Consider the following 16,323-nt stretch of genomic DNA (forward strand, 5'->3'; position numbering starts at 1 on the left):
CAACATTGACCCGATTTTATGACCCTTTTCCTGTCAGCCAATAGGTAACCATTTCTCCTTTGCCTCGAATTGAAACCGTTCCCCGTTCTGTCAATACATAGTGGCTTTTTAATCGCTGGTACGTTTCGGCGGTGACTTGAATTTGACCCGGCAATCCTTGAGATTCCATGCGCGATGCAATATTCACCGTATCTCCCCAGAGATCGTAAATAAATTTTGTAGTGCCAATCACCCCGGCGACGACAGGACCTGTGGCAATCCCGCAGCGAATTTGAAACGGATCGCCGGTTTGGGTTTGAAATTGCCCGATCGCCTGCTGCATATCCAATGCCATCTCGGCGATCGCTTCAGCATGATTATATTGGGGGATGGGAACGCCACCGACTACCATATAGGAATCCCCGATGGTTTTAATTTTTTCTAATCCATGTTGAGTGGCGAGTTTATCAAATTCAGAAAAAATTTGATTGAGTAACGAGACTAATTCTGATGCTGACATTTGAGCTGACAGCGGCGTAAATCCCACTATATCCGCAAATAAAATACTAGCTTCATCAAATTGTTCAGCGATGGCAGTAGAGCTTTCTTTTAACTGCGCCGCGATCGCCTTGGGTAAAATATTCAGTAATAATCGCTCCGATTTCTCCCGTTCTAACCGCAACAAGGCATTTTGTTCTTCTAATTCTTGTTGCAATCGACAAATTTTTAAATGATTCTCAACTCGGGCCAAAACTTCTTCAAATTGAAACGGTTTGGTGATATAATCTACTGCCCCCACTCTAAAGGCATTGACTTTATCCAACACATCATCAAGGGCACTTAAAAAAATTACCGGAATATCCCGAGTTTTTTCTTCAGCTTTTAATTTTTCACAAACCTCATAGCCACTGATATCAGGCATATTAATATCTAGCAAAATTAGGTCCGGAGGCGATGCCTGAACCCCCATTAATGCCATTTGACCATTCAAAGCTTTACGAACCTTATAGCCCGAATCGGTCAACATTTTAGAGAGCAGATTCACATTGTCCAGGGTATCATCAACGACTAAAATTTTACAGTTGGGTTCATGAATAGGTTGGCTAGTCATTAGTCTGGATTAACTCAATAATTTTATCAAATCGCAGTTGAGTCACCAAATTGGTGAGGGGAGTTGCTAACGCGGTATGGGAATCGGGAATTTGGGTAATTAAGCTGGCGATCGCCTCATCATCCAATTCACTAGCCGCCTGATAGAGTTGGGTTTTCCACTCCGGCGACATTCCCTGCAAACATTCGCTGACTGTTAAGCATTCGCCTGGAACCGAGGGAGAGTGACTGCTCACATCCGCAGGCAGAATTTCTTCATAAAGATAACGCACCCCTAAATGTTCCGCCATTTTTTGAAAAATCACGTCTTCGCGAAACGGCTTACTCGCAAAATCATCGCATCCTGCCTCCAAAACCATTGCCCGATTTTCGTCAAATGCACTGGCCGTTAATCCAATAATAACCGGAATTGGTCCATTAGTCATCCGTTTAATTTGCCGCGTCGCTTCATAACCGTCCATCACCGGCATTTGCATATCCATCCAAATCAAATCGGGTTGCCAACTCCGCCACATCGTCACTCCATCTTGTCCATTCACCGCTTCGCGCACTTCAAATCCCAGGGGTGACAATAGATTCTTTAATAATAGGCGGCTTTCCCATTTATCCTCAACCACCAGAATTCGATAGGTAGGTTGATTCGGCGCTAACCCAATCACGCGCTGACGAGGTACTTCAGTCCCCTCAGTCATTGCCTCTACCGGATTAATTTGGATGTCAAATTTAAAAATTGTGCCGTTTCCTCGGGTAGAATGGACAGTAATTTCACCTCCCATTAATTGCACGAATTGACGGCTAATGGGAAGACCCAAGCCTGTCCCTGATTGCGATTTTCGGCCCGTTTCCGTTTGCACAAAGGGGTCAAATAAGCTATCTAGTTCTTCTTCACTAATTCCCGGTCCCGTATCTTCAATTTCACAGACCAAATAGGGGACTAATTCTCCCGCCACTCCTTCCGTTAACAAAGCCTGGGTTTCGAGGGTAACCCGAACGGCGATTCCCCCTTTTTCTGTAAATTTGATTGCATTTCCCAGGAGATTAATAAAAACTTGCCGCAATTTGCTTTCATCAGTTTTGATAAACGGCGGCAGATTGGAAGTCCGTTCAAAAATGAGTTGTAAGCCTTTAGATTCCGCTTTAAGCCGAAACATTTCTTCGAGGGAGTTTAATAAGCGATACAGATCGAAGCTGGTTTCATTCAGAGAAATTCGACCGGCTTCAATTTTAGACATTTCTAAGACATCATTAATCAAACTCAGTAAATGTTCTCCCGCCCGAGAGATAATACCGAGATACTCTTGCTGCTGAGGTTTGAGGGTATTATCCCGGTTCAGAATTTGGGTAAACCCGAGAATGGCATTCAGGGGCGTTCGCAATTCATGGCTCATTTTTGAAAGAAATTCCCCTTTCGCTTGACTCGCAGCATCCGCCGCTTTCTTCGCTTCTTGCAAGGCTAATTCAACTCGTTTACGCTCAGTAATTTCAAAAATAATCCCATACCAAATAATTTCTCCATTTTCTTGTTTTTCAGGTGTGGAATTTCCTTGTAACCAGTTAACTTCTCCCAATGGGTTGATAAACTTTCCTTCCCAGTTCCAAGGTTGTAAGGTTTTACCCGATTCGGCCACGGTGTCATAAAACCGCTGTAAATCGTCAGGATGAATGGTATTAATAATTAAATAAACATCATCAATAATCTCTTGGGGGTTCTTATTATAGATGGCTTTGCACCCTTCACTGACAAATGAAAAATTCATGCGGCCATCCCCTTGCAGATGAAATTGATAGACCATACCTGGTACATTGGCGGTGATTTTTTGCAGTTTTGCTTCACTTTGAAGCAGGGCTTCTTCCGCTTGCTTGCGTTTAGTGATATCGCTGGCAGTCCCCGTCGTTCCGATCATGTTTCCTTCTAAATCTCGGATGATAATTATATTAAATAGAAAATTAATCGGATTTCCAGCTTTACTAAGATGAATAGTTTCATATTGATATAAGGATCCGGTTTTCAAAACCTCTTGAAACACTTCGATATCTTTGGCAGCTTGTTCAGGAGACTGAAAATCGGTGAAGGGACGACCAATCATTTCTTCCGGTTCATAGCCATGAATCTGTTTGACGGCTTGGTTAACAAAGGTAAAATAACCAGCTTGGTCAGTGGAAAAAATGATATCCTGAGAGGTTTCAACTAAATGGCGATATTTTTGTTCACTTTTAGCGAGGTATTCTTCAGCCAGCTTGCGATCGGTGACATCAAAAATGACCCCGCTCAGATACGTTATTTCTTCTGTTTCCCCTCGGATAGCTTGGCCTTTTTCATACATCCAGCGGGTACTCCCATCGACATGAATAATTCGATACTCTACAATAAAAGGCTGGTTACTTGTAGTTGCTTCTAGTATAGCTGTTTCGCATTTTTCTCGGTCTTCAGGATGAATAATATTTCCAAAGCTTTGGGATTTATTGTTGATAAATGATTCGCTAGAGTAGCCCGTAATTACTTCCACAAAATCGCTAACATACTGCATGGTCCAATCCTGATCACATAAGCAGTGATAAACAGCACCGGGAATATTAGAAACTAGGGTACGGAATTGTTCTTCGCTTTGGCGGAGTGCTTCTTCGGCTAATTTGCGATCGCTAATATCGGTATTTGAACCGGCCATTCTAACCGGGTTACCCGCTTCATCCCAGAGGGCCTGTCCCCGATCTAAGATCCATTTGTAAGCTCCATCTTTACACTGTAAGCGATATTCAGTGCTATAAAAGGCAATTTTTCCCTGGAGATGATCTTGGAATAATTGGAAGACGCGGCTGTAATCCTCGGGATGAACTCGTTGCAACCATTCATTAAAATCATTGGGAAGTTCAGGGTCCTCATATCCCAGAATTTGCTTCCATCGTGGGGAGAAAAATACTTCATTGGTTGCTAGATTCCAGTCCCAAATGCCATCATTGTTACCTTTTAAGGCTAACTGCCAGCGTTCTTCACTTTTTCGTAATTCTTCCTCTGCCTGTTTGCGCGCAGTGATATCAACAATTAACCCATCCCATAGAATACTTCCATCCGCTTGTTGTTCTGGGTTGGCGTCCCCTTGCAGCCATTTAATTTGACCCGATATGATAATTCTCCAGATGGAATGCCACGGTTCTAAAGTGGTGGCTGAACGGGCGATCGAGTCTGCCTGTCTCTCGCGATCATCTGGATGAATGGGTTCAAAAAATAAAGTAGCTTCTTCCATCGCAGCTTCAGCTTCAAACCCATAAATTTTGCGGCAACCCGGACTGACATAAGGCGCAGTAAATCTCCCATCAGGATGTAATATAAATTGATAAATCATCCCGGGAATGTTGGCGGCAAGATTATAATAGCGAGTGTGACTTTGTTCCAATTGCTGAGTCCGCTGTTGCACGGTTTGTTCAAGCTGGCGTGCATACTCTTTTTGAGCTTCATACAGTTGAGCATTTTCTAAGGCGATCGCGGCTTGAGAACAGAGCAATTTCAGCAGTTCCACTCGCGCTGGATTAAAGGCAGCGACAATAAGGTTATTTTCCAGATAAAGAATACCGAGGAGTTTTCCCTGACCTAAAATGGGGCTACATAAAACCGACTTCGGCTGATTTGTTAAAATATAAGGGTCACTAGCAAATTCTTCCTCTTGACTCGCATGGTTGAGGACGATATCTTCTTGGGTACGGCTGACATAGTTAATGATTGAAAGGGGCAGAATTAAGCTAGTTTCCACGGCGATCGCTTGGCGGATAGAGACTTCAGTTGCTTCAACTTGCCCCGAAGCTTGTATCACAAAATTGCCTTTTTGGTTCAGGAGCAAATATCCCGTTTGTGCACCCGCATTTTCTATAGCAAGGCGCATTAACTTAGCTAATAACTTATCTAAAGATACTTCACCAATGAGCGCTTGGGCAGCTTGAATGACCGTATTGAAATCTAAAGAAACTGTAGGAGAGCTACTGGTTGATTGATGATAATCCGTGTTATAAGATTGCAGAAAATAGGTTTGTTTAATTTTTGAGGTGAAGTCGGGATAGAGTTGTTCTAACTGATTAGTTTTCCCTTTTGCTCCCCAGCGGGTATAGCAATAATACGCTTCATTCAAGTAGGTTTCAGCGATTTTGGGTTTCCCCCAATTACTATAAAATTGGGCTGCCAGTTCATCGGCAAGCGCTTCTTCTTGCAGATATCCAGCCTCTTTTGCTCCCGCTATGGCCCCGTCATACAGGTCCATTGCTTGCATCCGTTCACCCAGCACTTTGGCTCGTTCTGCCGCTACTAACTCATACTTATGTTGAAAGTTTATGGGAGCATGAACTGCCCAATTTTGCAATTGAATTTGATTCAAATCCACCTGTTCTAAATAGCTGGGGCGATTGCTTGCAGATAGGTTTGGATAAACGGCCAAAAGGCTTAAAGATTCGTAAAAATTGAGAATAGCAACGTGGAGATACCCTAATGCTGATCGGCTTTGTTCTTTCGCTAAACCCGCAAATCTTACGGCTTCAGGATAGTCTTTAAAGTGGTACAGTAAAATAGTTTTACATAAATAGACCATAAACAAAACCGTTCCACTTTTAGAAGCAATCAGCTTGGGCAGCATCTGCTTTTCATCAAAGCTGGCCCCTATTAAATCAGTGGGGTTTGAGGCTTCTCCTAATAAATTTAACCCAAGCTGCCTCCACACACTTCCATAATATATGGCGGTTTCTATTTTGCTGTTTTGGGCTAGATTAATATATTTTTCTTGTTGTTCTACGACAACCTCTAACCTATTTTCAGTCAAAACCGCAAATGCACAATAGTTCCCCGCACAATAACAAGCCCATTCTATATCCCCGGTTTCCAAGCCAGTTTGTACCCCTTCTATAAATTGAGGTAAACTATTTTTTCCATGTTCTTTCCAGGGTCGGTTATGAGCATTGAACAGATTATAAACTTTAGCTGCTAATTCTTTATTATTAAATTTTTCTAGTAGTTTTAAAGCGATTTTTCCCGACTGATATCCCGCTTCAATCTCTCCTAAACCGGATAAGAACAAGCCATAAAATCCATAAGCAAAAGCGGCTAATCCCGAGTTTCCTTCTCGAATACAAAACTGAATCATCGTTAAAATTATTTGAGGAAACATCTCGGGTTTAGCAAAAAATACGGGGGCGCACAGGGTGGTTAAAATCCGTAATGCTGAGAGTTTGTCGGGGTCTGTGAGGGTGGGGATATATTCTAGTTCACTCAGAGAGGGAAGGGGAATTACTAGATTCTCTATGGAGTCGATAGGGAGGAGTTCTATCCTCAATTCTTTTAAAATTTGGAGTCCCTGGTTGATCGCTGGGAGAATTTTTAGTTGCGCGCTATAAACTTGCATTTGCAGTTCGCCAAGTTTGACCCGATCGCGGGGTGACATAGAATGTTGAAACGCCAAATCAAGGAGGGTCAATGCTGAGTCAAAGTTAGCGTTTAAATATTCTATTTCGATGGCTTCAAGATACAAAGAAAATGTCAGCACATAGTCTGTTTCCCAACTATTTGCGGTTAAGATTTTTAGGCCAATCGTGACATAGTTGAGGGCCGCTTCGTAAGCGATCGCCGCTTTGGCTTTTTTGGTGGCGATCAGGTTAAGTTGAGCAATCCGATTGAGGCAATGGCGATCGGTGATTTGCTCTATAGCTATATTCAAATGATTAACCCGTTCAAAAACAACGGCTTCCATCTCTTCTTCCGCAGTTGCCTCTAGTAAGAGTTGACCGATTTTAAGATGGGTTTCTTTTCGGGATTCTTCAGGAATTAAAGAATAGGCAGCTTGTTGGACGCGATCGTGCAGAAATTGGTAGGCGATCGGTACATTTTCTCCTTCTTCCTGAATCATGGGAATTGGGTCCAGGGCTGAACCCGGTAAAATTAAACCCGCTTGCAATGCTGACTCCAATTGAGCGGCGGTGACTAAAGCAGATTTTTGATTAAGAATTCCGAGAATCTCTACAGTAAAAGTGTTACCCATACAAGCCGCAAGACTGAGAAGATTTTGGGTATCTTCAGGCAGCCTTTGGATTCTTTTTATGATTAATTCCCCTACACTGCAATCACAGAGACCCATGCCCTGAATTTGTTTTATATCCCACTGCCAACTTTGGGACGACCAATCATAAAATAACGCGGATTCTCGATAAAAAGTTGTCAAAATTTGGGTTGCAAAAAATGGATTGCCTCCTGCCTGCTTAAATATAATTTCGGCTAAACTTTTAGAATTTACTGCTTCTTGTAACGTATCGGCAATCATTTTTTCAATTTCAGCCAGTTGTAACGGCTGTAAATTTAGATGAGTCACTCTCACCCCTGTTTCTGCCAGTCTTTCTAAGGTCTGAATGGTTGGATGTAAAGGAGAAACTTCGTTATTTCGGTAGGCTGCAATCAACAATAAATTTTGACGATCTGAATCGCTCATTAACCCTTCAATTAACTTGAGGGAAGCCCAATCAGCCCACTGTAAGTCATCTAAAAATAAAACGAGGGGTTTTTCACCTTGAGTAAAAACGGTAATAAACTGGTGAAATAAGCGGTTAAATCGGTTTTTAGATTCGGTAAATCCCAAGTCCGGCACGGGAGGCTGTTTGCCGATAATTAATTCTAATGCGGGAATTACATCGATTATAATTTGTCCGTTACTCCCCAAAGCCTCCAGCAGCTTTTTTTGCCATTGGTGAATTTGAGCAGCGGATTCTTTCAGGAGTTGCCGAATTAATGAATCAAAGGCTTGAATCAATGAATCATAGGGAATATTTTGCTTAAATAGGTCAAACTTGCCACTAATAAAATAGCCGTGATGTCGCACCCATTGTTTTTGAGTTTCTTGGACTAAGGCCGATTTACCTATTCCGGAATAACCGGCAACGGTTACCAGTTCAGCCGCACCTTCACAGATTCGCTCAAAAGCGGCCAATAATTGGGCTTGTTCGGTTTCTCGTCCATAGAGTTTTTGGGAAATTTGTAATTCTCCCGAATAATCTTTTTGGCCTAATTTAAATTCGTTAATCTTCCCCTGGTGTTCCCATTGATTCAAACAATATTCCAAATCATACTTTAAGCCAAACCCACTTTGATAACGCTCTTCAGCAGTCTTTGACAATAATTTTATCACCAGGTTAGAAACCGCTACCGGAATCTCAGAAATGAGGTCTCTGGGTGGAACGGGCACGCGGGCAATATGGCAATGAATTAATGCGATCGCCTCCTGGACTTGATAGGGTAATTCTCCCGTGAGCATTTCATAAAAAGTCACCCCTAATGAATAAAAATCGGTACGATAATCGATCGCCCGATTCATCCGCCCAGTTTGTTCGGGAGACATATAAGCCAGGGTGCCTTCCAGATGATTCGGATGGACTGCCGTAGAAGTTTCTCTCGACAATTTGGAGGCGATCGCAAAGTCAATTAATTTTACCTCTAAATTTTCTGGATTGATAATAATATTGCTAGGTTTAATATCTTTATGAATAATTTGATGTTGATGAATTTCACCTAAGGTTTGGGCCAGTTGAATAGCTACTGTTAAAAAATCTTTGACCTCTAACTGGCGTTGCTGGAGGAATGTTTTTAAAGAAATCCCGCCTGAGTCGGGTAAAATTAACACCGGCAGGTGATTGCTGATCTCCAGACTTAACGGCAGAATGATTCCCCCAGAGGTTAAAGTCTTGGTAATCTCATATTCATGATGGAGTTGAGCAATATCTGTTGGGTTTGGATAGTCAGTGCCTAGGGCTTTTAAAATAACCGGGAACCCATCCGCTTCTCGAATACCTCGATACACCACCCGCCTACTGTTTCGGTAAATTTCTTGTCTAATCTGATAGCCGCTCAGTTCAATCATATTTTTTCACCTCCTGTCCTATTTTTTTTAATTAATTAAGGGTAACTACCGACAAATAACCGGGTTAATTCAGGGAATTTATCCATTAATTTAAGTTGTTTATCCTGGATAATTTAGAACGCTTTTAATTTCTCATCTACTCCTGAGCTTTTTCTAAAAGTTATACAAAAATTTTACTATAACTTATAAAAACCTGGATTATTCATTATTTTGAATTAACTCGATAATTTTGTCAAACCGCAGATGAGTTACAAAATTAGTAATCTGGTTAGCTAACGCCTGATTGCAGTCAGGAATTTGGGCAGTTAAACTGGCGATCGCCTCATCATCCAATTCTCTCGCTGCTTGATGGAGTTGAGTTGTCCACTCTGGCGACATTCGCTGTAAACATTCGGCGATAACGGCTGCTTCTGACTGAACCGACGGTTGGGCATTATTTCCATTGGAAGAGCGAACTTCTTCATAGACATAATGCACCCCCAAATGTTCAGCCATTTTTTCAAAAATGACGGGTTCGCGAAACGGCTTACTCGCAAAATCATCACATCCTGCCTCTAAAACTTTAATTCGATTCTCTTCAAATGCACTAGCTGTTAACCCAATAATCACCGGAATTTGTCCGATATTTGCCTGTTTAATTTGCTTCGTAGCTTCGTAGCCATCCATCACCGGCATTTGCATATCCATCCAAATTAGATGGGGTTGCCAACTCTGGGATATCCTCACCGCTTCTGCTCCATTCGTGGCTTCCCGGACTTCAAAACCTACAGGTGAAAGTAGATTGACTAATAATAGACGGCTTTCCCATTTATCCTCAACCACCAGAATCCGATAAGTCGGTTGATTCGCGGCTAAACCGATGACTCGTTGGCTGGATTGTTGAGTGATTTCACTCATGCCCTCTGCCGAACTAATTTTGAGGTTAAATTTAAAAATAGTGCCTTTTTTCACCGTAGAGTTCACCGTAATTTCTCCTCCCATTAATTGCACAAACTGACGGCTAATAGGCAGACCTAATCCCGTTCCTGATTGAGAATTTCTTCCTGTTTCTGTTTGGAAAAAGGGGTCAAATAAATTATCCATTTCTTCGGGACTAATCCCCGGCCCGGTATCTTCGATTTCACAGACTAAATAAGTCTGATTTTCTTCCCCGTGACTGTTGGAATTAGAAGAAAGCTGTCCATTTAATGGGAAAGATGGGGATTTAGTTGTTACCCGAACGATTACTCCACCTTGTTCGGTAAACTTGATGGCATTCCCCAACAAATTAATGAAAACTTGCCGTAATTTACTTTCGTCAGTTTTGATAAACTGAGGAACATCAAAATTCCGTTCAAACATGAGCTGTAAGCCTTGGGATTCAGCTTTAAGTTTAAACATTTCTTCGAGAGAGGTTAACAGCCGATATAGGTCAAAGCTGGTTTCATTTAGAGAAATTCGACCGGCTTCGATTTTAGACATTTCCAACACATCATTAATCAAGGTAAGCAGGTGTTCTCCCGCCCGAGAGATAATACCTAAATAGTCTTGCTGTTGAGGTTTAAGGCTGTTGTCCCGGTTGAGAATTTGCGTAAAGCCGAGAATCGCATTGAGTGGGGTTCGCAATTCGTGGCTCATTTTAGAGAGGAATTCCCCCTTGGCTTTGCTGGCAGCATCCGCCGATTCTTTAGCTTGTTGCAGAGCTAATTCCGCTTGTTTCCGCTGCGTAATATCGCTGGCTGTGCCGGTTAATCCTAATAGGTTTCCCTGAGCATCTTGCCGACTAATGGCATTGATCAACAGATAAATGGGTCGGCCATCTTTTGCAATGTCTATGGTTTCATATTGAGAAAGAGAATGTCCCGCTACAATTTCATCAAACGCTGCTTGATCTGGGTTATTATTCTTATATTCAGAAGGCTTAAATTCGGAAAAATGATGACCGATCATGTCCTCGGGTTCATACCCATAAATCTCTTTAACGGCTTGATTCACAAAAGTAAAATAACCTTGACTATTCATAGAAAATATCATTTCCTGAGAGGTTTCCACTAAGTCGCGATACTTCCGTTCACTTTCCGCTAATGCTTCTTCGGCTAATTTGCGATCGGTGATATCTGTAATTGATCCAACCATTCGGATTGGGTGTCCGGCTACATCCCAGAGTGCCTGACCCCGCGCTAAAACCCACTTGTAGGTATCATTTTTGCACCGCAGGCGATGTTCCGTGGCGAAATAGGATGTTTGACCATAAAAATGTTCTTTAATGGCCTGCATGACCCAACTTCCATCATGGGGATGTATGCGACTGACCCAGGTATTTGAGTGGTTGAGAAGTTCATGATCTTCATAACCGAGGATTTCTTTCCAGCGACTTGAAAAGAACGCTTCATTGGTTTTTAAATTCCAGTCCCAAATGCCATCATTGTTGCCTTGTAAGGCTAATTGCCAGCGTTCTTCACTCTGCCGCAATTCCTCTTCTGCCTGTTTGCGATCGCTGATATCAACTACTAATCCATCCCAGAGAATACTCCCATCCGGTTGCTTTTCTGGGTTGGCATCTCCTTGAACCCATTTAATTTGACCCGCTACGATAATTCTCCAGATGGAATGCCACGGTTCTAAGGTAGTGGCTGAACGGGTGATAGATTCAGTATGTTGCTCGCGATCGCCTAAATGAATTTTCTCAGACAATAAAGAGGTGTCTTCCATCGCAGCTTCGGCTTCAATGCCATAAATTTTGTAGCAACCAGGACTGATGTAAGGACAACTGAATGTCCCATCAGGATGCCTTTTAAATTGATAAATCATCCCCGGAATATTGCCAGCGAGATTATAATATCGGGTATTGCTTTGTTGTAATTGTTGGGTACGCTCTTGTACCGTTTGCTCTAACTTCCGGGAATACTCTTTTTGTTCTTCATAAAGTTGGGCATTTTCTAAAGCGATCGCCGCTTGAGAGGAAAGGAGTTTGAGCAATTCAACTCGCGACGGACTAAAGGCACCGACAATGAGGTTATTTTCTAGGTAGAGAATCCCAATGAGTTTACCTTGACCCAAAATAGGCGTACATAAAACTGACTTTGGCTGCGTTGCTAAAATGTAGGGGTCACTGATAAATTGGTCATTTTCACTGGCATCGTTGAGAACAACATCCTCTTGAGTGCGACTGACATAATTAATTAAAGATAGGGGCAAAAATGAGGAAGATTCAACTGCGATCTCCTGTCGAACTGAAACCTCAGCTTGGTCAATTGTCCCCGCCGCTTCTATCACAAAACTCCCATTTTGGTTTAAGAGTAAATACCCCTGTTGTGCTCCGGCATTTTCGAGAGCAAGACGCATCAATTTTTTCAGTAATATGTCAAGATGTACCTCTCCAATGAGGGCTTGAGATGCTTTGATGACGGTATTTAAGTCTAAAAATAGATCGTAACTGCTACTTTTTGATTCGGTCGAATTATGAGTCTGAAACTCAGTCGTGCTTAGTTCTAGTGTTTTAGAATTTAAGTAAGAAAATCGATGTTCTAAATCCTGAACTTTAGCTAATGCACCCCAACGATAATAGCAGGAATGGGCTTTTTTTCGGTAAAATCCGGCAATGGGGTCTCGTCCAATCTGTTCATAAAATTCTGCTGCTAATTCCCAGGCGATCGCTTCTTCTTGGATATAGTTATTTTTTTGCGCTGTGGCGATCGCCAAATCATACCCATTCATCGCCTCTAACACTTCTCCTTTCACCCGCGCTTTTTCAGCTTCAACTAATTCATACTTCTGTTGAAAATTCGCGGGCGCAAAGCTGGCCCAATTTTTCATTTTATCTTGGTTGGTTTCTACTTTAACCAAAATCTCCTTTTGTTCAGATTCTGACGCTTGGAAATACACCGCCAAAGCGGACAGAGAATCATAAAAATAAAACAGAGGAAGGGGATAAACTGCTGTTAATACATCTAAGTAAGTTTCGGCAATACGAGCATTGAGCACCGCCTGTTTTGGTTGCCGAAATAAATAACTGAGGATGAGTTTATGCAAATACAAACAACACAGGGCATAGTGATCGCTAGATTGTTCATGGAGGGGCAGCATTGTCTCCTCATTATAAACTGCGCCGATAATTTTCAGCGGGTTATCTGATTTATTCATTAAATTTAAGACCACTTGTCCATACATTTGAGAATAACTCAGGGTAGTGGTTTGTTTAAATTTTTTAAGCAAAGAATTATAAGCGACAATTTCTCCTTCCAACTTATAAAGCTCTTTTCCAGTGAAATAAGAATTGATACAGTAATTATAAGCAGAAAGGCCCGCATATTCTAAATCTCCATTTTCCAATCCACTCTCATAAGCCTGTAGCAAAGGGCTAATGATTTGCAGCAGGGGTTCTTTCCAGATATTTATGTTATTATTGACGACCATTAAGGTGCGGCATTTTAGCTCTTTATTGTTAAACTTTTCTAAAATTTTTAATGCTAATTGACCGAATTGATGGCCGGTTTCAATATCTCCCACAATGCCACATAAAATCAGGCCATAACAAGCGTAAGCATAAGCTGATTCATCGGTATTACCATAAGTTAGGGATAACTTAATTTCCTGCAATACAATTAAGGGCAGCAGCAGCGGTGCAACTTGATAGGCTGGCGCGATCGCACTATTGAGAATCCGCATCCCGGCTTTTTGATGAGCCTCGGACATTTCAGGTAAATGGATTAAATCTTGGACATCTTTTCCCATTAATTGGTTTGCTATTTCATTCAGCCCCACTTGAATATCGATGAAGGTTGGCTGTTCAGGTAAATGGATATCTAACAATTGAAGCGCTTTTTGGGTATTCTCTAAGGCTTTCAGTTGTTGACTACAAGAGCTATAAGCTTTAATTCTGATTTCATAAAAATTAGCTTGATGTAGGGTAGATTTGGCTTGGATTAGGCCAATTTTTACCAAATCCTCCATTCGATCAAAATCCGTATTGATGTAAGCTGCATAAGCCGCCTGGATATGTAGCCTTAGCGTGGTTGGATAATCAGTCTCCCAGCTTTTTTCTCCTAAAAGTTTTAAACCGACCTGAAAATAGGTATCAGCTAATTCATAAGCATTGGCTGATAGGGCTTTCTGCCCCGCACTCAAATTTAATTGGACTAACTTAATTTTTTGCTCCGGACTGGTGATTAATTCATAACTATAGTTTAAATGATTGACAATTTCAAAAATATTTTCTGGGATGTTTTCAGCCGGAGTCTTAGATAAAAGGAGATAAGCAATTTGCCAGTGTGTTTCTTTTTTGCGGTTTTCTGGAATCAACGAGTAAGCCGCTTGTTGCACGCGATCGTGTAAAAACTGGTAACAGATTTTTCCGCCATTCCCCGGTTCTCCCCCTGGGGTAAGTTTATGAGTTTTGGTTAAGGGGATAATCAACGCTTGTTGAACGGCTTCTCGCAAGTCTTTAGCGGTTATTTCAGGCGATCGCTCATTGACAATAGATAGCATTTCAATATCAAAGCAATTGCCAATACAAGCCGCTAATTTTAAGGCGATTTGCGTCCTAGGCTGCAAATTTTGAATTTTGCTAACCATTAACTCTACTACATTATCGGTTATTCCAATTTTTTCAATCCGGCTGATTTTCCAGTCCCAACTCCCTTTGCCCCAATTAAATTTTAACAACTGCCCTTGTTCTAAAGATTTTAAAATTTGTGTTAAAAAGAAAGGATTTCCCTGAGTTTTCTTAAAAATTAGCTTGGCTAGACCAAAAGATTTGGCTGTCGTACAATTTAAGGTTTCTGCTAGGAAATCATTCACATGATGAACATTCAAGGGGGTGAGATTGATTTCGGTCATCGGAACCGCCGTATTTTTAATCTCCTGTAATGTCAAACCCACCGGGTGAGTCGCGGTGACTTCATTATCACGATAAGAAACAATCATCAATAAGTGATGATTTTGACGGTCAGTCATGACGCACTTAATTAATTCCAGAGATGCTAAATCGGCCCACTGTAAGTCATCAATGAAAAGAATCAGAGGATGTTCTTTTTGAGTAAAAACGTTGATGAAATTTTGAAAAACCAAATTAAAGCGATTTTGAGATTCCGTCGGAGGTAGAGATACCAACGCCGGTTGAGGACCAATAATCAGTTCTACTTCAGGAATTACCTCGATAATAACCAGCCCATTTTCTCCGATCGCCTCTAATATTTTGGCTTTCCAGGCTTTAATCTCAGCTTCTGGTTCACTCAGCAGTTGCCGGACTAGAGAGGTAAAAGCTTGAATCACCGCAGCATAGGGAATGTTTAACTTAAATTGGTCAAACTTACCGCTAATAAAATAGCCTCGATGTTTAACCAAAGGTTTTTGAGTCTCCTGCACTAAAGCCGATTTACCAACCCCAGAATACCCCGAGATCAGAACGAGTTCCGTTGCTCCTTCACAAACTCGTTCAAATGCTGATAAAAGTTGCACCCTTTCTAGGTCTCGTCCGTACAGTTTTTGGGGGATTTCTAGTTTACCCGAAAAGTCTTTTTGTGCTAACTTAAACTCATCAATTCGTCCCTGATCTTGCCATTGTTTTAGGCAATATTCCAAATCATACTTTAAACCAAATCCACTTTGATAGCGGTTTTCAGGGGTTTTTTCTAATAATTTCATAACCAGGTTAGAAACCGCAACAGGAATCTCTGGAAGCAGTTCAGCGGGAGGAATTGGCATCCGGGCAATATGACAGTGAACTAGCTCAACTGCATCCTCGGCTTGACAAGGTAATTCCCCCGTGAGCATTTCATAAAAAGTTACCCCTAATGAGTAAAAATCGGTGCGATAGTCGATCGCCCGATTCATTCGCCCAGTTTGTTCGGGGGACATATAAGCAAGGGTTCCTTCCAGGCTATTGGGATGAACTGCTGCTGCGGTTTCTCTCGATAACTCAGAGGCGATCGCAAAATCAATTAACTTCACCTCTAAACTCTGAGAATTAATAATAATATTGCTGGGTTTAATATCTTTATGAATAATGTAGCGCTGATGAATTTCTCCTAGGGTCTGGGCCAGTTGAATCCCTAGGTACAAAAAACTTTCAACGTCTAACCGCTGTTGGTTTAAAAACGTTTTTAGGGAAATGCCACCTGTATCCGGTAAAATTAAAATAGGCAAATTGCTAGTAATTTCTAAGTTTAATGGCTCAATAACTCCTGCTAATTTTAAGTCTTGGGTGATCTCATATTCGTGATAAAGTTGAGCGATATCCGTGGAACTTGGATACTCCGTCCCTAGGGCTTTTAAAATCACCGGCAAGCCATCCGCTTCTCGAATCCCTCGATACACAACCCGCTTGCTATTGCGGTAAATTTCCTCCCCAATCTGATAACCCGTTAGTTCAATCATC

At 41.6% G+C, this 16,323-nt stretch carries 3 protein-coding genes; all 3 read right to left on the minus strand.

Annotation, left to right across the window (positions count from 1 at the left end; translation table 11 throughout):
• Positions 1-16: 16 nt before the first annotated feature.
• The 3 genes from NG796_RS16610 to NG796_RS16620 all read right to left on the minus strand — a co-directional run bounded on the left by NG796_RS16610 (position 17) and on the right by NG796_RS16620 (position 16,322).
• Positions 17-1,090 (minus strand): adenylate/guanylate cyclase domain-containing protein, encoded by a 1,074-nt coding sequence (locus NG796_RS16610; protein ID WP_261207958.1) that lies wholly within the window; start codon positions 1,088-1,090, stop codon positions 17-19.
• Entirely contained in the window at positions 1,083-8,966 is a 7,884-nt protein-coding gene (locus NG796_RS16615; RefSeq protein ID WP_261207959.1) for a PAS domain-containing protein, read from the minus strand. Before NG796_RS16615 ends, NG796_RS16610 begins: the two co-directional genes overlap by 8 nt.
• A 198-nt stretch (positions 8,967-9,164) precedes the next feature.
• The gene (locus NG796_RS16620; protein WP_261207960.1) at positions 9,165-16,322 is read right to left on the minus strand and encodes a PAS domain S-box protein; all 7,158 of its coding nucleotides are present in this window, start codon (positions 16,320-16,322) and stop codon (positions 9,165-9,167) included.
• Position 16,323 lies beyond the last annotated feature (1 nt).

Source organism: Laspinema sp. D2d (genome assembly GCF_025370755.1).
Taxonomy (GTDB): domain Bacteria; phylum Cyanobacteriota; class Cyanobacteriia; order Cyanobacteriales; family Laspinemataceae; genus Laspinema.

What these genes read in the sequence shown, in the direction of transcription:
- NG796_RS16610 (WP_261207958.1), bottom strand. Translation starts at nt 1,090, where the DNA reads ATGACTAGCCAACCTATTCATGAACCCAACTGTAAAATTTTAGTCGTT.
- NG796_RS16615 (WP_261207959.1), bottom strand. Translation starts at nt 8,966, where the DNA reads ATGATTGAACTGAGCGGCTATCAGATTAGACAAGAAATTTACCGAAAC.
- NG796_RS16620 (WP_261207960.1), bottom strand. Translation starts at nt 16,322, where the DNA reads ATGATTGAACTAACGGGTTATCAGATTGGGGAGGAAATTTACCGCAAT.